Annotated in this window: 21 protein-coding genes; 15 read left to right on the forward strand and 6 right to left on the reverse strand. The window is 69.1% G+C overall.

The window, feature by feature from the left end; translation table 11 throughout:
• On the forward strand, nucleotides 1-273 hold a 273-nt coding region (locus BLQ91_RS03030; protein ID WP_143022556.1), incomplete at its 5' end, for a tetratricopeptide repeat protein.
• Nucleotides 274-493: 220 nt separating this feature from the next.
• Here BLQ91_RS03030 and BLQ91_RS40070 read toward each other — a convergent pair.
• Together BLQ91_RS40070 and sodN are read right to left on the reverse strand one after the other, a co-directional pair.
• Entirely contained in the window at nucleotides 494-2,920 is a 2,427-nt protein-coding gene (locus BLQ91_RS40070; protein WP_143022500.1) for an ATP-binding protein, read from the reverse strand.
• 383 nt (nucleotides 2,921-3,303) lie between these two features.
• Nucleotides 3,304-3,711: a superoxide dismutase, Ni gene (sodN, locus tag BLQ91_RS03035; protein WP_065916284.1), complete on the reverse strand. Its 408-nt coding sequence runs from the start codon at nucleotides 3,709-3,711 to the stop codon at nucleotides 3,304-3,306.
• Nucleotides 3,712-3,806: 95 nt separating this feature from the next.
• Here sodN and BLQ91_RS03040 point away from each other — a divergent pair, with 95 nt between their 5' ends.
• The gene (locus tag BLQ91_RS03040; protein ID WP_281199302.1) at nucleotides 3,807-4,088 is read left to right on the forward strand and encodes a S24 family peptidase; all 282 of its coding nucleotides are present in this window, start codon (nucleotides 3,807-3,809) and stop codon (nucleotides 4,086-4,088) included.
• Here the strand turns inward: BLQ91_RS03040 and BLQ91_RS03045 are convergent.
• Nucleotides 4,078-4,677: a dTDP-4-dehydrorhamnose 3,5-epimerase family protein gene (locus BLQ91_RS03045; protein ID WP_090094994.1), complete on the reverse strand. Its 600-nt coding sequence runs from the start codon at nucleotides 4,675-4,677 to the stop codon at nucleotides 4,078-4,080. The genes BLQ91_RS03040 and BLQ91_RS03045 overlap by 11 nt on opposite strands.
• A 333-nt stretch (nucleotides 4,678-5,010) precedes the next feature.
• Here BLQ91_RS03045 and BLQ91_RS03050 point away from each other — a divergent pair, with 333 nt between their 5' ends.
• Both BLQ91_RS03050 and BLQ91_RS03055 read left to right on the forward strand, forming a co-directional pair.
• Complete coding sequence (locus tag BLQ91_RS03050; protein WP_425412404.1) at nucleotides 5,011-6,207, forward strand: NAD(P)-dependent malic enzyme; 1,197 nt, start codon at nucleotides 5,011-5,013, stop codon at nucleotides 6,205-6,207.
• Between the two features lie 237 nt (nucleotides 6,208-6,444).
• Nucleotides 6,445-9,612: a bifunctional diguanylate cyclase/phosphodiesterase gene (locus BLQ91_RS03055; RefSeq protein WP_245733044.1), complete on the forward strand. Its 3,168-nt coding sequence runs from the start codon at nucleotides 6,445-6,447 to the stop codon at nucleotides 9,610-9,612.
• Here BLQ91_RS03055 and BLQ91_RS03060 read toward each other — a convergent pair.
• Nucleotides 9,574-11,124 (reverse strand): bis-aminopropyl spermidine synthase family protein, encoded by a 1,551-nt coding sequence (locus tag BLQ91_RS03060; RefSeq protein ID WP_245733046.1) that lies wholly within the window; start codon nucleotides 11,122-11,124, stop codon nucleotides 9,574-9,576. The two genes, BLQ91_RS03055 and BLQ91_RS03060, sit on opposite strands and share 39 nt — an antisense overlap.
• Nucleotides 11,125-11,257: 133 nt before the next feature.
• Between BLQ91_RS03060 and BLQ91_RS03065 the strand changes: the two genes are divergently transcribed.
• From BLQ91_RS03065 to BLQ91_RS03080, 4 genes are read left to right on the forward strand one after another with little or no spacing between them, the layout of a single operon-like run.
• Entirely contained in the window at nucleotides 11,258-12,340 is a 1,083-nt protein-coding gene (locus BLQ91_RS03065) for an ABC transporter ATP-binding protein (protein WP_090094997.1), read from the forward strand.
• Complete coding sequence (locus BLQ91_RS03070; protein ID WP_090094998.1) at nucleotides 12,337-12,975, forward strand: ABC transporter permease; 639 nt, start codon at nucleotides 12,337-12,339, stop codon at nucleotides 12,973-12,975. Before BLQ91_RS03065 ends, BLQ91_RS03070 begins: the two co-directional genes overlap by 4 nt.
• A gap of 5 nt (nucleotides 12,976-12,980) precedes the next feature.
• Nucleotides 12,981-13,646 carry an ABC transporter permease gene (locus tag BLQ91_RS03075; RefSeq protein ID WP_090094999.1) on the forward strand — a complete coding sequence of 222 codons (666 nt, stop codon included), beginning with the start codon at nucleotides 12,981-12,983 and terminating at the stop codon, nucleotides 13,644-13,646.
• Nucleotides 13,643-14,542, forward strand: a complete 900-nt coding sequence (locus BLQ91_RS03080) for an ABC transporter substrate-binding protein (RefSeq protein WP_090095000.1) — start codon at nucleotides 13,643-13,645, stop codon at nucleotides 14,540-14,542. The genes BLQ91_RS03075 and BLQ91_RS03080 overlap by 4 nt, the downstream gene beginning before the upstream one ends.
• Nucleotides 14,543-14,596: 54 nt before the next feature.
• Here BLQ91_RS03080 and BLQ91_RS03085 read toward each other — a convergent pair whose 3' ends face one another.
• Both BLQ91_RS03085 and BLQ91_RS03090 read right to left on the reverse strand, forming a co-directional pair.
• A complete protein-coding gene (locus BLQ91_RS03085; protein ID WP_176959543.1) occupies nucleotides 14,597-15,568 on the reverse strand; it encodes a GNAT family N-acetyltransferase in 972 nt (323 codons plus the stop codon).
• Between the two features lie 41 nt (nucleotides 15,569-15,609).
• Nucleotides 15,610-16,395: an IclR family transcriptional regulator gene (locus tag BLQ91_RS03090; RefSeq protein WP_090095002.1), complete on the reverse strand. Its 786-nt coding sequence runs from the start codon at nucleotides 16,393-16,395 to the stop codon at nucleotides 15,610-15,612.
• 112 nt (nucleotides 16,396-16,507) lie between these two features.
• On the opposite strand from BLQ91_RS03090, the gene BLQ91_RS03095 reads away from it, so the two are divergent.
• The 7 genes from BLQ91_RS03095 to hutI all read left to right on the forward strand — a co-directional run bounded on the left by BLQ91_RS03095 (nucleotide 16,508) and on the right by hutI (nucleotide 24,741).
• Complete coding sequence (locus BLQ91_RS03095; protein ID WP_090095003.1) at nucleotides 16,508-17,035, forward strand: SigE family RNA polymerase sigma factor; 528 nt, start codon at nucleotides 16,508-16,510, stop codon at nucleotides 17,033-17,035.
• Nucleotides 17,032-17,949 (forward strand): hypothetical protein, encoded by a 918-nt coding sequence (locus tag BLQ91_RS03100; RefSeq protein WP_090095004.1) that lies wholly within the window; start codon nucleotides 17,032-17,034, stop codon nucleotides 17,947-17,949. The genes BLQ91_RS03095 and BLQ91_RS03100 overlap by 4 nt, the downstream gene beginning before the upstream one ends.
• Before the next feature lie 73 nt (nucleotides 17,950-18,022).
• A complete protein-coding gene (gene hutH / locus BLQ91_RS03105; protein WP_090095005.1) occupies nucleotides 18,023-19,531 on the forward strand; it encodes a histidine ammonia-lyase in 1,509 nt (502 codons plus the stop codon).
• Nucleotides 19,528-21,171, forward strand: coding sequence for a urocanate hydratase (gene hutU / locus BLQ91_RS03110; RefSeq protein ID WP_090095006.1), 1,644 nt, complete (start codon nucleotides 19,528-19,530; stop codon nucleotides 21,169-21,171). Before hutH ends, hutU begins: the two co-directional genes overlap by 4 nt.
• Nucleotides 21,171-22,340 (forward strand): allantoate amidohydrolase, encoded by a 1,170-nt coding sequence (locus BLQ91_RS03115; RefSeq protein ID WP_090095007.1) that lies wholly within the window; start codon nucleotides 21,171-21,173, stop codon nucleotides 22,338-22,340. The genes hutU and BLQ91_RS03115 overlap by 1 nt, the downstream gene beginning before the upstream one ends.
• Nucleotides 22,337-23,611, forward strand: a complete 1,275-nt coding sequence (locus tag BLQ91_RS03120) for a formimidoylglutamate deiminase (RefSeq protein ID WP_090095008.1) — start codon at nucleotides 22,337-22,339, stop codon at nucleotides 23,609-23,611. The genes BLQ91_RS03115 and BLQ91_RS03120 overlap by 4 nt, the downstream gene beginning before the upstream one ends.
• Nucleotides 23,608-24,741 carry an imidazolonepropionase gene (hutI, locus tag BLQ91_RS03125; protein ID WP_090095948.1) on the forward strand — a complete coding sequence of 378 codons (1,134 nt, stop codon included), beginning with the start codon at nucleotides 23,608-23,610 and terminating at the stop codon, nucleotides 24,739-24,741. Before BLQ91_RS03120 ends, hutI begins: the two co-directional genes overlap by 4 nt.
• Nucleotides 24,742-24,756: the final 15 nt, after the last annotated feature.

Here is a 24,756-nt window from a genome sequence, read left to right on the forward strand (position 1 = left end):
GCCTACGAGTCGGTGGGTGATCTGGGGCGGGCGGTCCCGCTGTACGAGGCCACCCTCACCGATCGGGAGCGGGTGTTGGGGCCTGACCACCCCAGCACGCTGATGTCGCGGAACAACCTGGCTTACGCCTACCAGTCAGTGGGTGATCTGGGGCGAGCGGTCCCGCTGTACGAGGCCACCCTCACCGACTGCGAGCGGGTGTTGGGGCCTGACCACCCGACAACAGCAGGGGTCCGCTCCAATCTTCAGGCCACGACCCGCGCAGATCATTGAGTTCCTGGCTGACAGTCACGGCCGGCGGGACAGTCGCGGGACACGAAACGGCTCGGCGGATAGACCTGCAGGTCAACCACCTGAATGCTCGTGCTCGGAACGCCGCACGATGGAACTTCGTAGCTAATCCGCTGTTCGGTGTTGGAGTAAAGGCCGGGCCTGCGGGCAAGATTCTATGCGTGAGGGTGAAGACCGTAAAACGGCATCAGTGCGACTCGTTCTATTGAAGTCGATCTGAAATTCTCGCTATCTCGTTCCCGAGGCGCGTGCTCTGCTCCCGCCAATTTAGAGATGGGTTGGAAACCGAGGATTCCACCGTGCGCCACTGATTATCCAGATATGTCCGGAAATGACCTGCTCTGCGGAGCCTGTCCATGATCGAGTGTGCGTCGGAAATGAGTCTCCTGTAAGCGTCATCGACTATCGGCGTATCGACCACAACGGCATCGAGGTACGCAAACATTCCTGCGAGCACCCGAGCGGTATAGACTCCGGCCGACGTAACTCGGATGTGTTCGACTCCACTCACATTGCGTGCGCGAGGGGACCGCTCCAAGATTCCTTTGCGCACCGCCCTCTCTACGGCCCAGGCAATCTGATCGGCGCTAAACCCGCTTTGTTGACCGTATGTGTAGACATCATCGCTGGAAACAAAGCCTTCGGTTCCTGCCCTGTCGCCAGATGTCTCAACGTATGCAAGAAGAAGTAAAAGCAAGAAGTGCTCTCGCCCGTCAGGCTCAGATATATCGAAGACGTTCGCAATCGGTGACGATTCAGGCTCGTAGTGCTCGTAGTCGCCGTAGATTGTTGCCCGTAGGAACTCGTGCAGTGGGATCGTGTAGTGGCCACTCTGGCTGTAAATATCAACGATCTTCCGGGTGTCAACGTGACCACTGCCGATAAAGGACGATACGAAGCTCAATGCGAGTCTGGTATTCCCTGCGGACAAATTATCGATAAGCCTGACGAGATTCTCGTTATTCTCGAAGTTGTTCAGGAGAACTTCAAGGCAGGCGGTCAGGGAGTCGGATTCGAGTGTGACCTGAGAGTTGAAGCTTGGAAGAATCGATGGATCTTTGAGTACGTCGAGGGCGAAGCTGGTTCGCTTCTTCAGGACGACGTCCACGCGGGGCGGTGCGATCGTGAAGACGCGTGGCTGGTACGCCGAAAGCGTCCCTTCGCTCCTGGATCGATAGAATGTGTCTGGACGGAGAGAAACAAACACTGTTGCGGGCCACTCGCTAGCGAGCGATTGGGCGATAAGGAAGACCTGCTCCTGGAGTTCTGACGCGTGTTGGTCGATGTTGTCCAGGAAGATAACTATCTGCTTTTGCATGCTTCCACGAAGATGTTCCATGGAGGCTAGGAGGTGAGATGCGCTGTCCGAAGTTAGGCGTGCAAGGTGGCTGAGACGTTCGCGTCGATAGGCAACTTCATCAATTTCGCGAAGCTCTCCGTAGATTCCCTTGTCGAATCGATTTAGTGCACCGTGATGAACTGCTTCAACGAACTTTCGATCGTTGATGTCAATGTTGTACTTCTCGCGGAACTGTCGAATTACATCCTCGATGACGAATTCGCGCAAATCTGACATGAGCGCCGACTTCTGCCCAAAATCGACATAGAACACTACCGACTGCTGAAATACTTCTTTCGCGTCTACATTGACCAGATGTCGAATGAACATTGTTTTGCCGACGCCTACGTCGCCAAGGAGAATGATAGGGCGTTTGCTGAGTCCCGATGCAAGGATGTCACCTGCGAGGTTCGGGCTGATCTGCCCTCCGCGGGCTGCCGCAGGTTCGGTTTCAAAGTTAGAGTCAGATTCATGGAGCAGCGAGTATCTGTTCTCCAGGATCTGCTTACTGAGCATGGCGTATTGTGATAGGGCGCCGCTTGTGGCGTAGGTCGCCCGCAAAAACTCTTCCTCAAGCTCGGCTGCTCGCGTTAGATCCTCAAGGAAGAGTTCGGCCAGGATTTGAAGTCCTACTTGAATATCATTTCTGCGCTTTATTCCGGGGTAGTGCGGAATGGATGCAGAGAGTGGTGCAGGTGCAGACTTCTTGCCGCCCTCTTTCAGGGTGACATGCAGGTTTCGCGCCTCAATCCCCGGCTTGGAAAGATTGTCCCAAAAGAGGCGAAAGTTCTCTCTCATGGCGGAGAGGCTGGGGAATACGAGCGCATTACCTTTTAGTGGCGGAACTCCGTCCGTTCGTACGCCGAGGAAGGCGACTATTTGCAGGCCATTGCATACCACCGCGAGGGACACTCCACGGGATGCGCAGTAGCCAGCCACTTGCTCTGCGGCGGCCTTGAGCGGTTCGCCAGCCTTGCCATCGGTGAGGTTGCTTAGTCGCTGGATCGAGGAAGTCAGCCCTGCTGGGATCGAGAAGTATGAACCTTCTCGTTTGGCCTCGACAATTAGTCGAGTAAAGGGTCGGCCAATGGCGTAGTCAACGTACTTTCCTTCATACGCCGTTTCGGCTTCTATCTGTGCTCGCGGCCAAGCGAGGACCTTGGTAAGAAGCTGATCAATAAGTTGCAGCCGCGTCGTTGCTTCGTTGCGTTGGACTTCCGCAACGTTCTCGGCCGCCCAGTCGATGAGTTCATCAAGTGCGGCTTTGCCCTGATCGTACGGCGTACTCACGATCGCCTGCTCCCACCTTTAGGCCGACGCGACCCTGGCCCTTGCTGAGGGCGCTGACGAGATGGTATCCCGATCGCGCACTGTGATCATCTGCTGACTGGCGCACCTGAACGGGTCGGGCGTACGTCCGCGGTAGGGCAGTCGCACTGCGCGGTCTCAGTCGCATCACTGATCTATGCAGACGGGGAGGTCCAGGGATCGGTCTGGTTGATGTGAGCGCTTGCCGGCCATCCCGGAGACATGCCTCGGCGCGCGGCGGCGATCATCCAAATAGGACTAACTTGGGCCGTCTGGGGGCCGTCGAGCAACCCTAAAGGACGACAAACGACGCTGACCGACGAACAAGGTTTTCGCTGGTCAGCGTCGTTTACAAGGCTCTGAACTCAGCCCTGCTTGGTCTCCCAGAAGATCTTGTCGATCTGCGCGATCAGGTCCAGCAGCTGCTGGCCCGTCGCCGGGTCCATCGAGCCCTTGGTGCCCGACGCACCCGCGGCCTTGGTGGCGCGGTTGAAGAGGTCGTGCAGCTCGGGGTACTTCTCGAAGTGCGGCGGCTTGAAGTAGTCCGTCCACAGCACCCACAGGTGGTGCTTGACGAGCTCGCTGCGCTGCTCCTTGATCAGGACGGCGCGCTCCCGGAACTCCGGGTCCTCGTTGGCCTGGTACTTCTCCTGGACCGCCTTGACCGACTCGGCCTCGATGCGGGCCTGAGCGGGGTCGTAGACGCCGCAGGGCAGGTCGCAATGCGCGGTCGCCTCGACGCGCGGGCGGAGAATGCGCGACACGAGTCGCATCGTTCCTCCCAGAGTGAAAACAGTGGATGCTCCGACAGGTAGGAACACTACTCCGGCCGAGCGAAAGGTGATCGTTGAGACCGCGTCTGTCGACGGTGCTCGTCAAGGGGCCGTCCATGGTGCCTGCCCTGAGGAACGACGACATCGTGCTGGTCAGGTGGGGTGCGAAGCCTCATCCGAACGACATCGTGCTGGTCCGGTGGGACAGTCGGCCGGGGCAGTTGTCGATCAAGCGCGCCTCCCACGAAGTGGACGGGGGGTGGCACGTGGTGGGAGACAACCCGTTCGCGAGCACCGACTCCGAACACCTCGGACCTGCGAAGGTGCTCGGAGTCGTCAAAGCTCGACTATGGCCGAGGCCGACTCTCAGGCCTTGAGAGACGCGTACAAGGCGAGGCAGTCCTCGTAGCGAGGCAGCGCGCCGGCCTCGTAGGCCTCGGACAGGGTGGGGGCCGCGGTGTCCTTCTCCGAGAGCAGGAACTCGAACTCGCGCGGCCACGGCAGGTCCAGCGCCGGGTCGAGCGGGGTCAGGCCGTGCTCGCCGGACGGGGTGTAGACCGTGGAGCAGAGGTAGTTCATGGTCGTGTCGTCCTCGAGCGCGATCATCGCGTGGCCGAGGCCTTCGGCGAGGTAGACCGCGTTGCACTTCTTCGAGTCGACGAGCACCGCGTCCCACTGGCCGAAGGTGGGGGAGCCAACCCGGATGTCGACGACCACGTCGATGAACGAGCCGCGCGGGCAGAAGACGTACTTGGCCTGGGAGGGCGGCACGTCCGCGTAGTGGATGCCCCTGATCGTCCCCGCGCGGGAGACGCTGTGGTTGGTCTGCGCGACCCGCAGGGGGTGCCCGACCGCCTCGACGAAGGCGGCCTCCTGGTACGGCGAGACGAACACGCCGCGGTCGTCGGGGAACGTGCGGGGGGTGAACTCCAACGCGCCGTCAATTTTCAGCGAACTCGCCAGCATGTCGTCACTCTAAGGCGTCATTCTTTCTTGACCGATCGGGTGCTTCCTGCCAGCGGAAACTGACCGGTCGGTTCAGAAAACCGGACGGACGTCTTGCTAAATGCCCTCTGACCTGCGGAAAAAGTGTGATCCCCGCCGCAGACAGAGAGGCGGGACCCTGCCACACTTCCCGTCACCCGCAGCACTCGGACAGTTCTCCGACGCAACTCGTCGGAGGTCGTCGACCGAGTTTCAAGGCCCCGTGTACTCGGCGTGACAACGCTGGGACGGTGCGCCGTTTGGTGATGAGCCCACGTTGGGCCACTACGCCGCCCGCACCGCAGGAGGGACGCCGTGACAGCAGTGAACGAAGCCCGTACCGAGAACTCCGATCCGACGACGCTGACGGACGAGGAGATCTTCAACGCGCACCTGGGCGGGAAGCTCGAGGTCGGCGCGACCGCCTCGCTCGCTGACCCGAAGGCGCTGTCCATCGCGTACACCCCCGGTGTCGCACGAGTGAGCCAGGCCATCGCCCGCGACGCCTCCCTGGCCGCGAAGTACACGTGGGCACACCGCCTGGTCGCCGTCGTGAGCGACGGCACCGCGGTGCTCGGCCTCGGCGACATCGGCCCGAGCGCGTCGCTGCCCGTCATGGAGGGCAAGTCCGCGCTGTTCAAGACGTTCGGTGGCCTCGACTCCATCCCGCTCGTGCTGGACACGACGGACGTGGACGAGATCGTCGAGACGCTCGTCCGGCTGCGCCCGTCGTTCGGCGCGGTCAACCTCGAGGACGTCTCCGCGCCGCGCTGCTTCGAGCTGGAGAAGAAGCTGATCGAGGCGCTCGACTGCCCCGTCATGCACGACGACCAGCACGGCACGGCCGTCGTGTCGCTGGCCGCGCTCAACGGCGCGAACACCGTCCTCGGCAAGAACATCGGCGACCAGCGGGTGGTCATCTCCGGTGCGGGCGCCGCGGGCATCGCGATCGCCAAGATCCTCCTCGCCGCCGGTGCCGGTGACATCACGCTGCTCGACTCGCGCGGCATCGTCCGCGCGGGCCGCGCCGGTCTCAACCCGGTCAAGGAGGAGATCGCGGCGGTCACGAACAAGGCGAACCTCGACGGCGGCATCGACGTGGCGCTGCGGGGCGCGGACGTCTTCATCGGCGTGTCGTCCTCCCGGGTCTCCGAGGACCTGATCGCGAGCATGGCGGCCGGCTCGATCGTCTTCGCGCTGTCGAACCCGGACCCCGAGGTGCACCCGGAGGTCGCCGCCCGGCACGCCGCGATCGTGGCCACCGGCCGCAGCGACTTCCCGAACCAGATCAACAACGTGCTCGCGTTCCCCGGCATTTTCCGCGGGGCTCTCGACGCGGGTGCGCGACGGATCACGGAAGGCATGAAGCTCGCCGCCGCGGATGCCATTCTCGCCGTCGCGAAAGATGATTTGGGTCCAGACCGAATTGTTCCCTCGGCATTGGACCCGCGCGTCGGACCCGAGGTCGCGGCGGCTGTGGCCGTGGCCGCGAAGGCCGACGGAGTCGCCTGATCAGGCCCTGATCAAGGGCCTTGCATTCGCCACCCATGTGCAAGTTCGCGAGGACCGGAACCACGAACGTGGCTTTTCGTTAACCCTTGCAGGGGTGGGCGATGACGCTTCGAAGCGCTACCGTCCCTCTCCTCGGGTGAACACCCGAGGAGAGGGTTCGTGTTTGCCGCCGTTCGGGTGCCGTTGTCGTGTCCACTCGAATTGCCGCGGGCGGCTAATGCGGGAGAGGGTGGGGCGGTGCCCAAGTGGGTGGGACGCGCGACGGTGGTGAACGGCCGTGCACGGGCGGCCGACAAACCTCCGATGACACTCGACGGGCTGACAATGCCCGACGCGCCGTCGTTGCTCGTCGACGCCAAAGGCGTCGTCATGCAGGCGAACCCCGCGGCCGTGGAGCTGGCCGGAGCGCAGGGGGCCGACGACCTCGTCGGGCACCCGCTCGGTGAGCTGCTCCTCGGGAACACCTCCGACCTGCGGCTGTGCCGTGTGGACGGCAGCGAGCTGCCGGTGCGCGTGGCGCGGCACGCCGTTGCGGGAACGGGCCTGCAGGCCGTCCTGCTGATCGACGTCTCCGACCTCTCGGCCGCCGCGGACGCGTTGCGCGACGAGCAGCGCCGCCTGCGCAAGGTGCAGCGGGTCGCGGAGCTCGGCTCCTGGGAGTTCGACCCCCGCACCGGCATGACCGTCTGGTCGGACACCCACTACGAACTGCTCGGCGTGGACCGCGCCACCGTCGTGCCGGGGGCGCAGGCCGTCCTCGACGTCGTGCACCCCGACGACTACCACATGGTCGAGACGTACTGGCACGGCCGCGAGATCACCGGCGACCCGATCGACATCGAGTACCGGATCGTGCGCCCGGACGGCCAGCTGCGGTGGATCCGCGGTGTCGCCGAGGCGCGGCTGGACGACGCGGGCGCCCTGGACAAGATCACCGGCTACATCCGCGACATCACCGAGTCGAAGCGCGCGGCCACCGAGCTCGCCCAGGAACGGGCGCGGCTGCTGGAGGCGCAGCGCATCGCCCGCATCGGCAGCTGGGCGTACGAGACCGGAACGCGCGCAGTGCACCGCAGCGAAGTGCTGATGGAGATGTTCGCCGAGCTCGGCATGACGCCCGACGACGACCTGCTCAGCGGCGTGCACCCGGACGACCGCGCGGCCGTCAAGGCACTGCGCCACCAGCTGCTGCACGCCAAGGACGACGCCCCGGTCGAGGCCGAGGTCCGCAGCGAGATCGGCGAACGCGTCTACATGTGCCGCGCCCGCGCCGAGATCGCGCCGTCCGGCCGCATCGAGCGCTACCACGGCACCATCCAGGACGTCACCGAGGCGCGGGCGCTGGAACGCCAGATGCGCGAGGACCGCCGAAGACTGGCGGACGCGCAGCAGGCCGCCCGCCTCGGCATGTGGGAGTGGAACCCGTCGACGGGCGAGGTCGTCTGGTCGGACATGCTGCGCGACCTCTACGGCATCCCCGCCGACGTGGACGGCAGCTACCACTACTACCTCGACCTCGTGCACCCCGAGGACCGCGCCTGGGTCGACGACCTGTGGCGCCAGCTCGCCGTCGACGAGGTCGCCGTCCAGTGCGAACACCGCGTGGTGCGGCCGCACGACGGTTCGACGCGCATCTTCCGCTGCCACGGCATGATCGTCCACGACGCGCACGGCAAGCAGCTCGCCGTCGGCACCGCCCAGGACGTCACCGAGCAGCGCGCCGCCGAGGCCCGCATGAAGCGCTCCTCGCAGCGCTTCACCGACCTCGTCTCCGTCACCCCGGTCGGCATCGGCCTGTTCGACGAGGGCGAGCGGCTCGTCGACGCCAACGACGCGCTGTGCGACCTGCTGGGCATGGAGCTGGAGCAGCTGCGCGGGATGACCGCCGAACAGCTCACCCACCCCGAGGACACGTCGCCCGGCCTGCAGTGGGCCGCGGAGCGCACGCAGAAGATCCCGCAGCGCATCCTCGTCCGCCCCGACGGCGAGAAGGTCTACTGCGAGCTGCACATCGCGCTGTCCGTGCAGGACGACGGCCGCCGCTTCTGGCTCATCGTGTTCCTGGACATCACCGAGCGCCGCCGCGCCGCCGAGGCGTTGCGCCACCAGGCCACCCACGACGAGCTGACCGGCCTGCCGAACCGCGCCCTGGTGAAGGAGATCCTCGGCAAGGCGCTGGAGGGACCGAACCGGTCCAAGGTCGCCGTCCTCTTCTGCGACATCGACAACTTCAAGCGCGTCAACGACTCCCTCGGCCACGACGCCGGCGACGAGCTCCTCGTCGCCCTGGCGCGCCGGCTGGAGGGAGGCCTGCCCGACGGCTGCACCGCGGCACGCCTGTCCGGCGACGAGTACGTGATCATCTCCGAGGACATCGAGGCCGTGGGCGGCGTGGACGCGCTGGCCACCCGGGTGGCGTCGTTGCTGCGCACCGCCGTTCCGGTGCACGGCCAACTGGTCCGGGTCTCCGCCTCGATCGGCGCCGCCGTCCCGAACGGCTCGCGCGCCAACGGCGCCGACCTGCTGCGGTTCGCCGACGCCGCCATGTTCGAGGCGAAGCGCGCCGGCGCCGGACGGGTGTCGCTGGCCTCGGCGGCGCTGATCGCGTCCGCCGACCGCCAGGTGCACCTCGAGGGCCAGCTCCGCGACGCCCTGCAGCACGACGGCTTGGCGCTGCACTTCCAGCCGGTCGTCGGCGTGGACGGCGCCGTGCTGACCGCCGAGGCGCTGGTGCGCTGGCCGCACCCGGACCGCGGCCTGCTGCCGCCGGACGTGTTCCTGCCGGTGGCCGAACAGGGCGACCTGATGCGCGAGCTGGACCGCTGGGTGCTGCGGACGGCGCTGCGCGAGGCCTCGACGTGGCCCGCGCCGGACGGCCGCCCGGTCTCGGTGGCGGTGAACCTCGCGGGCCTCGTGCCCGGTGATCCCGAGTTCGTCGACATCGTGTCGACCGCGATCATGGAGTCCGGCGTCCCGTGGGAACGCGTGGTGCTGGAGCTCGTCGAGACCGCGTTCGTCGACCTGCCCTCCCGCGTGCGCCAGTCGATGGACGAGCTCGTGAAGCGCGGCGTGCAGTTCGCCGTGGACGACTTCGGCACCGGCTACTCGTCGCTCGCCCGCCTGAAGGACCTGCCGGCGCAGATCATCAAGGTGGACCGCCGGTTCGTCTCGGGCGTGGGCAACGACTCCTCGGACTTCGCCGTCGCCCGCGCCGTCGTGGACATGGCCAGGGCGATGGGCCGCAAGTGCGTGGCGGAGGGCGTGGAGACCGCGACCCAGTTCCACGTGCTGCGCGGTGTCGGCGTGGACGCGTACCAGGGCTGGTTGTTCTCGCGTCCGGTGCCGCCCAAGGAGTTCCGCGCCGTGCTAGCCCTCGGGCCGCTCCACATACCCCGCGCTGGCTGAGATCTCCGGCAGCAGCGCCGCGATGCGGTGCTTGGGCAGGTCGACCAGCCTCACGTCGAGGTCGTCGGACGCCACCGGGGCGTTGTCCACGATCTCGGCCGCCTGCCGCTTGGTCAGCACGCCCTGCGACGCGGTGATCAACGCCTCGCGCCACACGTTGCGCAGCTTGCCGTGCGCCTTCATGAGAACCTCGCGGACCGTGCGCTCGCCGAGCGACAGCGTGCCGGTGAGGACCTGGTCGGCGACGACGATCGTGGTCTTGCCGTCCGGGTTGTTGCGCAGGAACTTCAGCTTGAACCGGGTCGCCACCAGCTCCTGCAGTTCCTTCTGCCCCGCCTCCGACGACACCGCGGGGTGGTTGTTCGCGACCAGGCACGCCAGGCGTGCGGGCGAGGAGGCGAGCAACGTGCGCAGCAGCCACGGTCCCGGGTCCGCGGACAGGTCGACGGCGAGCGACGCCGCGCCCTTGCCGACGGGCTCGGCCCACCCGGCCGCGCGGGGCTTGGGCGGCGGCGAGGACTCGGGGCGGGGAGCCAGTTCCGACAGGGCCGCCAGGGCTTCCTTCGACGGGCCGGAGGACTCCACGGACTGCGCGCCGTGGGTGTAGATGCGCGTGCCACCGGTCACCGCGCGGCGGCCCGTGGGTCGGCAGACGTAGAGGTCCGCCGCGGAACCGATGGCCTGCGCGCCGTCGAAGCGGTGGAACGCGGGCAGGATCGCCTCGAAGACCAGCCCGAGCTTCTGCAGTTCCTGCTGGACCTTCAGGCCCAGCGCGGGGGTGCGGTCGGAGAAGCCGTAAGCGAGCAGCAAGCGGCCCGAGGCGATGTCCTCCAGCGCTTCGACGCCGCGCCCGGCGAACAGGCCCATGCCCTCCGGCGTGTAGGGAGGGTCGCTGAAGACCAGGTCGAACGACTCGAGCACCGACGTCGGCAGCCCGAAACGCATGTCGCAGTGCAGGGTCCGGACGTCGAGACCGCGCGCCCGGGCCCGTGAGTCGATGAACTCCAGCAGCCGCTCGTCGAGGTCGACCACCGTGATGGACACCTGCGGGTTGACGGCGGCGACGGCCAGCGACGTCAGGTCGTGGTCGCCCAGGCACAGCAGGCGCCTGCCCGCGAGGTCGTAGGTGGAGTTCAGCCACACCGCGCGGTTGAGAGCGGTCTCCGCCGTCGCCTGGACGTGGTCCAACGAGGACAGCGGCGGCGGGACGTCCGCGACGTCCACGAGGATCTGCCGCAGCACGTCCGTGTGGTCCCTCACACCGGAGACGCCGAACTCCGCGCGGTAGGCCGCGACCAGGCCGGGGGCGAGGCGGTGACGATCACCTGAAGTTTCGGCGTCGTCGCCCAGGGCCTTGAGCAGGTCCTGCACCGTGCGGCGGGGTACCGCGGGCAGGCGCACGAGCTCCGCCAGCGGGTGCCAGTCCTCGCTGAGCAGGGACAACACCTCGCGAAGCTTGCGGGCGTGCACACCGCGCTCCGCCACCAACTGCCGAACCTGGTCGATCGTCACAAGCGGTAAACCATACGGCCTGCCACATCGTGGAACGTTGTGCCGGGGTACGCCGAACGAGTTAAGGTCAGTGGGATCTGCATCCAGGGCGGTCCGAATCGGGGAGGCCGTCGCGACCGGAGGGATCCGAAGGGTGATCGAGTTCCGGGCCGTAACCAAGCGGTTCGAGGACGGGACCATCGCTGTGGACGAGCTCGACCTCACGGTCGAGGCGGGCACCATCACGGTGTTCGTCGGCCCCTCCGGGTGCGGCAAGACGACGTCGCTGCGCATGGTCAACCGCATGATCGACCCCACGTCGGGCACGATCCTCGTGGACGGCAGGGACGTCCTGACCGTGGACCCGCCCACGCTGCGGCGCGGCATCGGGTACGTCATCCAGCAGGCGGGCCTCTTCCCGCACCGGACGGTGCTCGACAACGTCGCGACCGTGCCGCTGCTGTCCGGTTGGGACAAGCGCAGGGCGCGCACGCGGGCGGCCGAGCTGCTGGAGATCGTCGGGCTCGACCCGGCGTTCGGCAAGCGCTACCCGGCCCAGCTCTCGGGCGGCCAGCAGCAGCGCGTCGGCGTCGCCCGCGCGCTGGCGGCGGACCCGCCGGTGCTGCTGATGGACGAGCCGTTCAGCGCCGTCGACCCCGTGGTGCGCGAGGACCTGCAGAACGAACTCCTGCGCCTGCAAGCGGAACTCGACAAGACGATCGTGTTCGTCACGCACGACATCGACGAGGCGCTCAAGCTCGGCGAGCGCGTCGCGGTGTTCCGGAAGGGCGGGCACCTCGCGCAGTACGCGAAGCCGCAGGAGCTGCTCAGCGCGCCCGCCAACGACTTCGTCGCCTCGTTCGTCGGCAGGGACCGCGGCTACCGCACCCTGACGTTCCTGCACGCCGACGTGCCCGTGCACCCCGTCGCCACGGCCAAGCTCGGTGAGCGCATCACCGTCGCCGACTGGACGCTCGTCGTCGACGAGCAGAACCGGCCGAAGGGCTGGCTGTCCGGAGTGGACGGTGAGGTCGAGGTGGGTGAGGACGACCTCGTCTCCGGTGGCTCCCTCTACGACGGCTCGTCGCTGCGGGGCGCGCTCGACGCGGCGCTCAGCTCGCCGTCCGCGCTCGGCGTGGTGGTCGACGACGCCGGCGCCGTCACCGGTGTGGTGAAGGCGGACGACGTGATCCAGGCGCTCGCGAAGGCCCGCGCGGCGGGTGAGGTCCCGAAGTGACCTGGATCCTCGAGAACTGGGAGAGGTTCTGGGAAGTCACCGCGGTGCACCTCCGGCTCTCGATCGTGCCGGTGCTGGCCGGGTTCGCGCTCTCCATCCCGCTCGGGTGGTTCGCGAGCCGGTCCGCCAAGGCGCGCGCGGTCCTCTTCCCGCTCGCCAACGTGCTGTTCACGATCCCGTCGATCGCGCTGATCGTGATCACGCCGATCCTGATCGGCGTCAAGATCCTCGACGAGATCAACGTCATCGTGCCGCTGGTGATCTACACGGTCGCGCTGATGGTCCGCTCGGTCAGCGACGCGCTGGCGGCGGTGCCGGGCAACGTGATCGCCGCCGCGAACGCGATGGGGTACCGCCCGCTGCGGCGCTTCCTCACCGTCGACTTCCCGCTGGCGCTGCCGGTCACGATCGCGGGCCTGCGGGTCGCGACCGTGTCGAACATCAGCATGGTGAGCGTCGGCGCGCTCGTCGGGCTCGGCGGCTACGGCCAGCTCTTCACCGAGGGCTACCAGACCGACCACACCGAGAAGGTCCTCGCGGGCCTCATCGGGACGGTCGTGCTGGCGGTGCTCGCGGACGGCCTGCTGCTGCTCATCGGACGACTGCTCACGCCGTGGGCACGGGCGGGGAGGTGAGCTGAATGGGCGCCTGGCTCTTCGACCCCGCGCACTGGTCCGGCCCGACCGGGATCCCGGTGCGGCTGCTGGAACACCTCGGGTACACGCTGTTGACGTTGCTCATCGCCGCGGTGATCGCGATCCCCCTCGGCGCGTTCGTCGGCCACACCGGCAGGGGCGGGTTCGCGATCGTCGGGCTCTCCAACGCCTTGCGCGCGTTGCCGACCACGGCCGTGCTGATCCTCGTCGTGCTGTGGGCGGGCCTCGGCGACTTCCCGGTCTACGTCGCACTGGTGCTGCTGGCCGTGCCGCCGATCATGGCGGGCACGTACGCCGGCGTGCGCGCGGTCGACCCGATGGCCGTCGACGCCGCGCGCGGCGTCGGCATGCGCGAGTCGGGCGTGCTGCTCAACGTGGAGATCCCGAACGCGCTTCCCCTGATCTACGGCGGTTTCCGCGGCGCCGCGCTGCAGGTCGTCGCCACCGCCACCATCGCCGCCTACACGGGCGCCGGTGGTCTCGGCAGGTTCGTCTTCGACGGCCTCGCCCTGCAGGAGTTCGGACAGATGCTCGCCGGCGCGGTGCTCGTGGCACTGCTCGCCGTTCTCGTCGACCTGGGGTTCGCCGGCCTGCAGCGGCTGACGGTCTCGCCAGGGCTGCGTCCAGCAGGAACCGGAGGAAAGAGATGAAGCGCATCGCGACAGCAGTCGCCGCGGTCATGCTTCTGTCGGCGTGCGGTGGAGATCCGCTGGCCGGGAGCGGCAACAACGAGCCGGCCCCGACGGACACGATCGTCGTGGGCTCCGCCAACTTCCCGGAGTCCCGCCTGCTCGCGGAGATCTACGCGGAAGCCCTGTCCGCCAAGGGCGTCAAGGTCTCCAAGAAGCTGAACATCGGCAACCGCGAGCTGTACTACAAGGGCGTGCAGGACGGCTCGATCGACCTGATCCCCGAGTACACGGGCGTGCTGCTCAAGCACATCAACAAGGACGCCACCGAGGTCGGTTCCGACGAGGTGTACGCGGCGCTCAAGAAGGCCCTGCCGCAGAACCTGGTCGTGCTCGACAAGTCCGCTGCGGAGGACAAGGACGCGGTCGTCGTCACCAAGCAGATCGCGGCCCAGTACAGCCTCAAGTCGCTCGACGACCTCGTGCCGTACTGCAAGGACCTGGCCTTCGGCGGCCCGCCGGAGTTCCAGAACCGCCCCGACGGCCTGTCGGGTCTCAAGGCGAAGTACAACTGCGAGTTCAAGGAGTTCAAGTCCCTCGACGTCGGCGGTCCCGTGACCGTCGCCGGGCTGAAGGACAACACGGTGCAGGCCGCCAACCTGTTCACCACGGACTACGCGATCAAGGCCAACGAGTTCGTGGTCCTGGAAGACCCGAAGAACGTCTTCGCCGCGCAGAACGTGCTGCCGCTCATCAACGAGAAGAAGGCGTCGCAGCAGGTCCGCGACACCCTCAACGCCATCTCGAGGAAGATCGACACGAAGACGCTGCTGGACCTGAACCAGAAGCTGGCCGGACCGGACAAGCCGGAGCCGGAGAAGGTCGCCAAGGAGTGGCTCGCCGGCGCGGGCATCTGACGTCGTGCGAAGGGCGGGGCGGGCACCTCCGGGTGTCCGCCCCGTCGTTGTTTCCTACAGCGCGAGATCAGCCGTGCGAGCGCACAGGTCAACGGTGGTGATCCGGTCGGTGAAGCCGAGCGAGTGGTTGATCCGCCGCATGTGCTCGTTGGTGCTGTTCGTCTCGGTCTCGACGATCTCGATGCCGGTGAGCCGGCGCAGCAGGTGCGCTTTGACCAACCGGCCGATGCCTTTGCCGCGATGGGCTGGAAGTACGCCGGTGTAGCGCTGGTGGCCAATGGAAGGCCGCGAGAGAGTGCGGTGCACAACCGTCACTCCGGCAGCCTCGTCGCCGTACAGCGCGAGGACGACCCACACGTCTACACCGGCTGCGGACAGGGTGTCCTCCTCCTGCCTCACCCGCTCCGGTGTGTACGTGGTCAGCTCGATCGCGCTGTCGCCCATGGGCTGGTCCTTCGTGGTGTTGAGCGCGTCGGCGTACGCGTCGAGCAGGGCTTCCGGAGCCCGTCCTGTCCAGTGCGCGAGGCGGTAGCCGGCCGGCACCTCACCCGGCTCGGGCAGCGGGCCGGTGAGCACCAGGTCCTGCAGGGTGAGCGAACTGACGACGGCGAAGCCCCTGGCGGTTGCCCACCGCTCGCCCTCACCGCCCCGGGGAACCCACGAGGCCTCGGCGGTGTCGCGGTCCGCCAGGCGCACGGCGTGCCGGAGCAACGCGGTGCCGATGCCTTTGCCCCGCCGCCGCTCGTCCACCACGACCTCGCCCGTGACGAGATGCGCGTTGTCGCCCGTCGGCAGGTAGCCGCGCGCGTACCCGACGACCCGTCCGCGCTCCCGCGCGACCAGGAACCGCGAACGGCCCCAGCCGATCTCCGGCGTCCGCTGCCTGCGCACCCACCCGCTGAACTCCGGCAGCTCTCGCGACGGCAGGGCGGTCGTCCACCAGGCGACCTGCAGGTCGAACAGGGCGCGCTGGTCGGCTTCGGCGGCATCGGCGATGTCGAGCTCTTCGATGTCGATTTCCCCCATGCCCACCATGAAAGCAGGCCCGTGGCGGCTCGCCGGAGCAGTTACCCCGACGCCGCGTGACCGCCGATCCGCACCGTCAGCTCCTCCGCCGCCTTGCGGACCTCCTTGGCGAGGTCGGGCCACGTCTGCCCGCACGGCGTGTCGCACAGGTGCCGGAACGTCAGGGTGATGGCCGCGATCGGCCGCTCGCCGTGGTCGAACACCGGCGCCGCCACCGACGCGAACCCGGCCGTCACGAAGCCGTCCTCGACGGCCCAGCCCTGGCGGCGTTCCCGGGTGAGCAGCCTGCGCAGCGCCGGCAGGTTGTGCGGGCCTCGGCCGGTCCGGTCGACGAACGCCGCCACCGACGGCAGCAGTGCCCTGACCTGGGCCGGGGGCAGGTGGGCCAGCATCGCGCGGCCCGAGGCGGTGAGGTGCGCGGGCAGGCGGACGCCGACGTCGGAGACGATGGACTGCGGCTGGCGGGGCTGCTCGCGCACGAGGTACAGGGCTTCGGCGCCGTGCAGCACGCCCAAGTGGGCGACCTTCTCCATGCGGTCGGCGAGCTTGCGGAGCAACGGGCGGGCCAGGCGTTCCAGCGGGTCGTGGCGCAGGTAGGCGGAGCCGAGCTCGAACGCCGCGACGCCGAGGCCGTAGCGCTTCTCCTCGGGGAAGTGGGTCGCGAAGCCCGCCTCGGTGAGTTCCGAGAGCAGGTGGTAGGTCGTCGACCTGGGCAGGTTCAGCTCCCGCGCGACCGATGCCGCGGAGACGGGCCCCGGTCTGCCCGCGAGCAGCCGGAGGACCGCCAGCCCTCGCCGGAGCGCGGGAACGTCGCTGCTGCTGCCCACGGGGTGATTTTCCCATGTGATCCAGCCCACGCCGTTCCTCCATCAGGGCACACTCAACAGAACAGCCCCGAGCTGCGTCCTAGGGGTGTGACGGTTTTGAAGGGGGTCGGGATTGACACCGAGTTTCGATGACTTCGTGGCAGACCAGGTGACCCCGTTGCTGCGCTACGCCACCGTGCTCACGTGCGACCCGCACCTGGCCCAGGACGTGGTCCAGGAAGTCCTGCTGCGCGCGCAGCAGAAGTGGGACCGCATCGGTTCAGTCGACCTCCCTCACGCCTACGTCAAGCGCATGGTGACCAACGAGTACCTCTCGTGGCGCCGGCGCAGGGCCGCCAAGGACGTCGCCCTCTGCATGACTACCCTGGAGTCCGTCACCCCGCCCGTCCGCGACACGACCCACCACTACGACGAGCGGGAAGCCATGTTGCAGCGGATCGCGAAGCTGCCCCGCAAACAGCGGGCCGCGGTCGTCCTGCGCTACTACGAGAACTACGAGGACTCGGAGATCGCACAGATGCTCGGTTGTGCCGAGGGAACCGTGCGCAGCCACATCTCACGTGCGCTGGCCACACTCCGCATGGAACACACGCCGGAGCCCGCTGGTGTCGGGTTGCGGCTCGGGGAGGGCCTGTCGTGAACGACACCGAACAGCTGATCAAGGACGCGCTCGGCAAGCTCGCCGAACGCACCCCGCACCCGGGACCGACGCTCAACGCCCTGCGGCGCAAGCACAAGCGGCAGCGGAACAACATCTTCCTGATCGCGACGGCCGGAGTCGCCGCCGTCGCGGTCCTGGTCTTCGGCGGGCTCGTCGCGAGCGACAGGTACGCGCCGCCGACGGGCGGTGACGCGGCCGCCGCGCTCGTCCCGGACGCTGCGGGAGGCATCGCCCTCGAGTACGCGCCCCACTGGCTGCCGGACGGGTTCGTCGAAGGTGCCCGCGGCGTCAGCGGGGGGCTGTCCGCGCGCGTCTGGGTGCCGTCGAACGCCCCGGTGGACGCCGGCGACGGTGGCGGCCCGTCCGTCTCGGTCGGCAGCACCCCGGACCACCCGGACACCACCGGCTGGCAGGAGGTGTCGGTTCGCGGGCTGAAGGGCCACCTGCGGGTCGAGGGCCAGACCGCCACGGTGGCGTGGAAGGCCCAGGACGTCGTCCTCGTCAGCGTGCGCGAGGTGGGGGACGTGCGGGAGACGGCGCTGCGCGTGGCCGACTCGGTGAGGGCCGACGCCAAGCTCGCCTACCAGCCCGCTTTCCGGCTGAACGGTCAGCCGGCGGCCCGGGTGGGCGGAACCGGACCGGCGGACTGGGTCGCCCGTGCGGACACCCCCGCCAGGGTGCAGGTGTCGCCGCGAACCCCGCAGCTCGGCGGTTCCCGGACGCCCGTCTCCGTCCGCGGCAAGCAGGGCTTCGTCGAGAACGGGGACGTCGTGGTGCGGGACGGCGACGTCTGGATCATCGCGACCGGTGACCTGCCCGTCGACGAGCTGGTCGCCGCCGTCAACCAGGTCGAGTTGCTCAAAGCCGACACGAGCTGGATCCGCAAGAGGTAGCTCGTCTGGCATCCCAGACGCCATCATCCGCTCCGGGGTCGCTGAGGCGGCCCCGGAGCGCTGTGATGTCTGCATGCGACAACCGGTGGAGCTGGGTCCGAAGCCTCTGACCCTCGAGGACGTTCATGCCGTCGCCCGCGACGGGGCCCCGGTGGAGATCACCGCGGCCGCCCGCGAGGCGGTCACCACCGCCCGTGGCCACATCGAACAGCTCGCCACGGCCGAACGCCCCACCTACGGCGTGTCGACCGGGTTCGGAGCGCTCGCCGTCCGGCACATCCCGCCGGACCGCCGTGCCCAGCTGCAGCGGTCGCTGATCCGCTCCCACGCCGCCGGTTCGGGGCCCGAGGTCGAGCGCGAGGTCGTGCGCGCACTGATGCTGCTGCGCCTGCGCACGCTCGCGACCGGTCACACCGGCGTTCGTCTGTCCACCGTGGAGGCGATGGCCGGGGTGCTGAACGCCGGCATCACGCCGGTCGTGCACGAGTTCGGCTCGCTGGGCTGCTCGGGCGACCTGGCGCCGTTGTCGGCGAGCGCCCTGGCGCTGATGGGTGAGGGCATGGTCCGCAACGCGCGCGACGAGCTCGTCCCCGCCGCCGAGGCGCTCGCCGAAGCCGGGATCGAACCGGTGCGGCTGGCCGAGAAGGAAGGCCTCGCGCTGATCAACGGCACCGACGGCATGCTCGGCATGCTGTCGCTGGCGATCGCCGACCTCACCCGCCTGCTCGACATCGCCGACCTCACCGCCGCGATGAGCGTCGAGGCGCTGCTCGGCACCGACCGCGTCTTCGAGCCCGAGCTGCACGCGCTGCGCCCGCACCCCGGCCAGAACGTCTCCGCCGCCCGGATGCTCGCGTTCCTGCGCGGCTCCGAGATCGTCGCCTCGCACCGCGGACCCGACTGCACCCGCGTGCAGGACGCGTACTCGCTGCGCTGCTCCCCGCAGGTGCACGGCGCGGCGCGGGACACGGTGGCCTACGCGGCGACGGTCGCCGACCGCGAGCTGTCGTCCGTGATCGACAACCCGGTGGTGCTGGCCGACGGCCGCGTCGAGTCCAACGGCAACTTCCACGGCGCGCCCGTCGCGTACGTGCTGGACTTCCTCGCCATCCCGCTCGCGGACGTGGCCTCGATCGCCGAGCGCCGCACCGACCGCATGCTCGACGTCTCGCGTTCGCACGGCCTGCCGCCGTTCCTCGCGGACGACCCCGGCGTCGACTCCGGTCACATGATCGCCCAGTACACGCAGGCGGCGATCGTGTCCGAGCTCAAGCGCCTCGCGGTGCCGGCGTCCGTCGACTCGATCCCGTCCTCCGCGATGCAGGAGGACCACGTGTCGATGGGCTGGTCCGCCGCCCGCAAGCTGCGCAAGGCCGTGGACGGGCTCACGACCGTCCTCGCGGTCGAACTGCTCACCGCCGCGCGGGCGCTCGACCTGCGCGGGCCCCTCAAGCCCGCCCCCGCGACGGCCGCCGCCGTGGCGAAGCTGCGCGAGACGGTCCCCGGCCCCGGCCCCGACCGCCACCTCGCCCCCGAGATCGCCGCCGCCGAGGCCCTGATCCGAAGTGGAGCTCTGTCATGACCACCGTGCGCGCTGACCGCGGTACCGAACTGACCGCGAAGAACTGGTCGACCGAGGCCGCCCTGCGGATGTTCCACAACAACCTCGACCCGGACGTCGCCGAGCGTCCCGAGGACCTCGTCGTCTACGGCGGCACGGGCAAGGCCGCGCGCGACTGGCCGTCGTTCGACGCCATCTCCCGCGAGCTGAGGAACCTCGAAGCCGACGAGACGCTGCTCGTGCAGTCCGGACGCCCGGTCGGCGTCATGCGCACGCACGAGTGGGCGCCGCGCGTGCTCATCGCGAACTCGAACCTGGTGCCCGACTGGGCGAACTGGCCCGAGTTCCGCCGCCTGGAGGCCGAGGGCCTCACGATGTACGGGCAGATGACCGCGGGCTCGTGGATCTACATCGGCACCCAGGGCATCCTGCAGGGCACGTTCGAGACGTTCGCCGCGGTCGCCACCAAGCGCTTCAACGGCACCCTCAAGGGCACGCTGACGGTCACCGCGGGCCTCGGCGGCATGGGTGGCGCGCAGCCGCTGGCCGTGACGATGAACGAGGGCGTCGCGCTGTGCGTCGAGGTCGACCCGCACCGCGCCCAGCGCCGTGTGGAGACCCGCTACCTCGACGAGGTCGCTCCGGACCTCGACTCCGCGATCGAGCGCGTGCTGGCCGCGAAGGCCGCCGGTGAGGCCGTGTCCGTCGGTGTCGTGGGCAACGCGGCGGAGGTCCTGCCCGAGCTGCTGCGCCGCGAGGTCGCCGTCGACATCGTCACGGACCAGACCTCGGCGCACGACCCGTTGGCGTACCTGCCGGTGGGCGTCGCGCTGGAGGACTGGCAGGAGTACGCCGCCGCGAAGCCGGAGGAGTTCACCGACCGGGCGCGGAAGTCGATGGCCGCGCACGTCGAGGCGATGGTCGGGTTCATGGACCGCGGCGCCGAGGTGTTCGACTACGGCAACTCGATCCGCGGCGAAGCGCAGCTCGGCGGCTACGACCGCGCGTTCGCGTTCCCCGGCTTCGTGCCCGCCTACATCCGGCCGCTGTTCTGCGAGGGCAAGGGCCCGTTCCGCTGGGCCGCGCTGTCCGGCGACCCGGCCGACATCGCGAAGACCGACAAGGCGATCCTCGAGCTCTTCCCGGAGAACGAGCAGCTCGCCCGCTGGATCAAGATGGCGGGGGAGCGCGTCGAGTTCCAGGGCCTGCCCGCCCGCATCTGCTGGCTCGGCTACGGCGAACGGCACCTCGCCGGCCTCAGGTTCAACGAGATGGTGGCCTCCGGCGAGCTGTCCGCGCCGATCGTCATCGGCCGCGACCACCTCGACTGCGGGTCGGTGGCGTCCCCGTACCGCGAGACCGAGGCGATGGCCGACGGCTCCGACGCGATCGCGGACTGGCCGCTGCTCAACGCCCTGGTCAACACGGCGTCGGGGGCGACGTGGGTGTCGATCCACCACGGTGGTGGCGTGGGCATCGGGCGGTCGATCCACGCGGGCCAGGTGACGGTGGCGGACGGCACCGAGCTGGCGGCGCGGAAGATCGAGCGCGTGCTGACCAACGACCCCGGCATGGGCGTCATCCGGCACGTGGACGCCGGGTACGACGAGGCGAAGACGGTGGCCGCCGACAAGGGCGTGCGCATCCCGATGGAGGGCTGATGCTCGACCAGATCGCGGACGTCGGCCGTGACCCCCGGCGCGGCGGCTACTCCCGCCACGGCTACGACAAGCCCGAGCTCGAGCTCCGGCACTGGTTCGTCGAGCAGGCCGTCGAGCGCGGCCTGGACGTCGAGACCGACCGGAACGGCAACCTCTGGGCGTGGTGGGGCGAGCGCGGCGACAACGCCCTCGTCACCGGCAGCCACCTCGACTCGGTGCCCGGCGGCGGCGCGTTCGACGGCCCGCTCGGCGTGACCAGCTCCCTGCAGGCCGTCGATCTGTTGCAGGCCAAGGGGTTCCAGCCACAACGGCCGTTCGCGATCACGGTCTTCGCGGAGGAGGAGGGCGGCCGGTTCGGCGTCGCGTGCCTCGGCAGCCGCCTCCTGACGGGCGCCATCGACGCGCGGAAGGCCCTGAACCTCAAGGACCCGGACGGCGTCACGCTCGCCGAGTCGATGAAAGCCGCGGGCTACGACCCGGACCTGGTCGGCCGCGACGAACGGGCGCTGAGGCGCATCGGGCAGTTCGTCGAGCTGCACGTCGAGCAGGGCCGGGGCCTCACCGTGCCGGTCGGGGTGGCGAGCAGCATCCTCGCGCACGGCCGGTGGCGCTTCACGTTCTCGGGTGAGGGCAACCACGCCGGAGCGACGTTGGTCGAAGACCGGCGCGACCCGATGCTCCCGGCCTCGCACCTCGTCCTGGCGGCGCGGAGAGCCGCCAGGGGCGGTGGCCGCGCGACGGTCGGCAGGATCGTCCCCAACCCCGGCGGCACGAACGTCATCGCGTCCACCGTGGACGTGTGGCTGGACGCCAGGGACAGCGACGACGCGCGCACCCGCGCGATGGTCGCGGAGATCTCCGAGGCGGCTCGTCGGGCCGCCGAGGAGGAGGGGTGCGAACTGCGGATCACCGAGGAGTCGTACGGCGACACGGTGCACTTCGACGCGGCGCTCCGGGACGACATCGCGGGAGCGCTCGGCGGCGTTCCGGCGTTGCCGACCGGCGCGGGTCACGACGCGGGCATCCTCGCCGCGCACGTGCCGACCGCGATGCTGTTCGTGCGCAACCCCACCGGGGTGAGCCACGCGCCGGAGGAGTTCGCCGAGCAGGCCGACGTCGACGAGGGCGTCCAGGCCCTCGCCGCCACGATCGAACACCTCGGCTCGTGAACTACTGGTGCGAGCGGGCCTGGCTGCCCGGCGGACTCGCGGAACGCGTGCTGATCAGGGTCGAGGGCGGCAAGATCGCCAGTGTGTCCACTGTGGACACCATTCCGCTGGGGGTGCGCAGGCTGCACGGCATCGTCGTGCCGGGTTTCGCGAACGCCCACTCGCACGCGTTCCACCGCGCGCTCAGGGGCCGGACGCACGACGGCGGAGGCACGTTCTGGACGTGGCGCGAGGGCATGTACGCCCTGGCGTCGCGCCTCACCCCGCAGTCGTACTACCGGCTGGCCCGCGCGGTGTACGGCGAGATGGCGCTCGCCGGGGTGTCGGCCGTGGGCGAGTTCCACTACCTGCACGACAGGTCCAACGAGTTCGGCCACGCCCTCGCGGAAGCCGCGAAGGACGCCGGCCTCCGGCTCACGCTGCTCGACGCGTGCTACCTGGCGGGCGGCATCGACCAGCCCGTCACCGGGGTGCAGCAGCGCTTCTCCGACGGCACGGCCGAGGCGTGGGCGAGCCGGGTCGCCGAGCTGAAGTCCGACGACGTGCTGAAGGTCGGCGCCGCCATCCACTCGGTCAGAGCGGTTCCCAGAGCCGAGCTCTCCGTGGTGGCGCAGGCTTTCCCGGAAGCACCGCTGCACGTCCACCTCTCCGAGCAGCCCGCCGAGAACGAGGCCTGCCTCGCGGCGTACGGCCTCACGCCGACCGGTCTGCTGCACGAGGCAGGCGCGCTCTCGCCCCGCACGACGGTGGTGCACGCCACGCACCTGACGCCCGAGGACATCGCGACCCTCGGAGCCACGGGCACCGGCGCGTGCTTCTGCCCGACCACCGAGGCCGACCTGGCCGACGGCATCGGCCCGGCGCGGGAGCTCGCGGACGCGGGCAGCCCGTTGTCGCTGGGCAGCGACCAGCACGCGGTGATCGACCCGTTGCTGGAGAGCCGCGCGCTCGAACACGGCGAACGCCTCCGCACGGGCCGGCGCGGCCGTTTCTCGCCGGCGGAACTGCTCGGCGCCGCCACCCGCCACTCCGCGCTCGGCTGGGACGGCGGGCGCATCGAACCCGGCGCGCCCTGCGACCTCGTGGCGATCAGCTGTTCGACGCCGCGCACCGCGGGGTCGTTGCCGCAGCAGGTTCTCCTGTCCGCGACGGCGTCCGATGTGGACACCGTGGTCGTCGGCGGGCGGGTGGTCGCCTCCGGTGGCGTGCACGAGACCCTGGGAGACGTCGGCAGGCTGCTGGCGGCCGCGATCGAGGAGCTGTGGGCATGAGCGTGCTGATCACCGGCATCGGTGAGCTGACCACGAACAGCGAGTCCGCCGGTGACGCGCTGGTCGTCGACGGCGCCGGGATCGCCTGGGTGGGCACCGCCGCGAGCGCTCCGGCCGCGGACGAACGGGTCGACGTCGGGGGCCGCGCGGTGCTGCCCGGCTGGGTCGACAGCCACACCCACCTGGTCTTCGCGGGCGACCGCACCGCCGAGTTCGGCGCGCGCATGGCCGGCAAGCCCTACACCGCGGGCGGCATCGCGGTGACCGTCGACGCGACCAGGCAGGCCACCGACGCGGAACTGTCCGAGGTCGTCCGCAGGCACGTCGCCGAGGCGCTGAAGCAGGGCACGACGTTCGTCGAGACGAAGACCGGCTACGGCCTGAACGTGGCCGATGAGGTGCGCAGCGCGCGCATCGCCGCCGAGCACGTCGATGAGGTCACGTTCCTCGGCGCCCACCTCGTCCCGCCCGGCGAGGACGCCGACACCTACGTCGACCTGGTCCGCGGCGAGATGCTCGACGCCGTCGCACCGCTCGTGCGCTGGGCGGACGTGTTCTGCGAGAAGGGCGCCTTCGACTACGAGCAGTCCAAGGCGGTGCTGGAGGCGGCCGGGGCGAAGGGGCTCGGCCTGCGCGTGCACGGCAACCAGCTCGGCGAGGGGCCCGGCGTGCGGCTGGCGGTGGAGCTCGGTGCCGCGTCCGTCGACCACTGCACCCACCTGTCAGCGGACGACGTCGACGCGCTGGCGTCGTCGGACACGGTCGCCACGCTGCTGCCGGCCTGCGACCTCTCCACCCGCCAGCCGCTGCCGCCCGCCCGCGCCCTGCTCGACGCCGGTGCGACGGTCGCGCTCGCCAGCAACTGCAACCCCGGTTCGTCGTACACCTCGTCGATGGCGTTCTGCGTGACGACGGCGGTCCTGCAGATGCGGATGACCGTCGAGGAGGCGGTGTGGGCGGCCACGGCCGGTGGCGCGCGGGCGGTGCGCCGGGACGACGTCGGCGTCATCAGGCCTGGCGCGCGAGCCGACCTGCACGTGCTGGACGCACCCTCGATCACGCATCTGGCGTACCGTCCCGGGGTTCCGTTGACGCACTCGGTGTGGCGTCGGGGCGTACGAACCAATTGAGACGGTGGTGTCGGC

The organism is Lentzea jiangxiensis (assembly GCF_900104175.1).
GTDB lineage: Bacteria > Actinomycetota > Actinomycetes > Mycobacteriales > Pseudonocardiaceae > Lentzea > Lentzea jiangxiensis.

Bases quoted from the DNA above. Each gene is read 5' to 3' on its own strand.
- BLQ91_RS03080 (WP_090095000.1), top strand. From the start codon at position 13,643: ATGAAGCGCATCGCGACAGCAGTCGCCGCGGTCATGCTTCTGTCGGCG.
- BLQ91_RS03045 (WP_090094994.1), bottom strand. From the start codon at position 4,677: ATGCTGGCGAGTTCGCTGAAAATTGACGGCGCGTTGGAGTTCACCCCC.
- BLQ91_RS03085 (WP_176959543.1), bottom strand. From the start codon at position 15,568: ATGGGGGAAATCGACATCGAAGAGCTCGACATCGCCGATGCCGCCGAA.
- hutH (WP_090095005.1), top strand. From the start codon at position 18,023: ATGCGACAACCGGTGGAGCTGGGTCCGAAGCCTCTGACCCTCGAGGAC.
- sodN (WP_065916284.1), bottom strand. From the start codon at position 3,711: ATGCGACTCGTGTCGCGCATTCTCCGCCCGCGCGTCGAGGCGACCGCG.
- hutU (WP_090095006.1), top strand. From the start codon at position 19,528: ATGACCACCGTGCGCGCTGACCGCGGTACCGAACTGACCGCGAAGAAC.
- BLQ91_RS03115 (WP_090095007.1), top strand. From the start codon at position 21,171: ATGCTCGACCAGATCGCGGACGTCGGCCGTGACCCCCGGCGCGGCGGC.
- BLQ91_RS03075 (WP_090094999.1), top strand. From the start codon at position 12,981: ATGGGCGCCTGGCTCTTCGACCCCGCGCACTGGTCCGGCCCGACCGGG.
- hutI (WP_090095948.1), top strand. From the start codon at position 23,608: ATGAGCGTGCTGATCACCGGCATCGGTGAGCTGACCACGAACAGCGAG.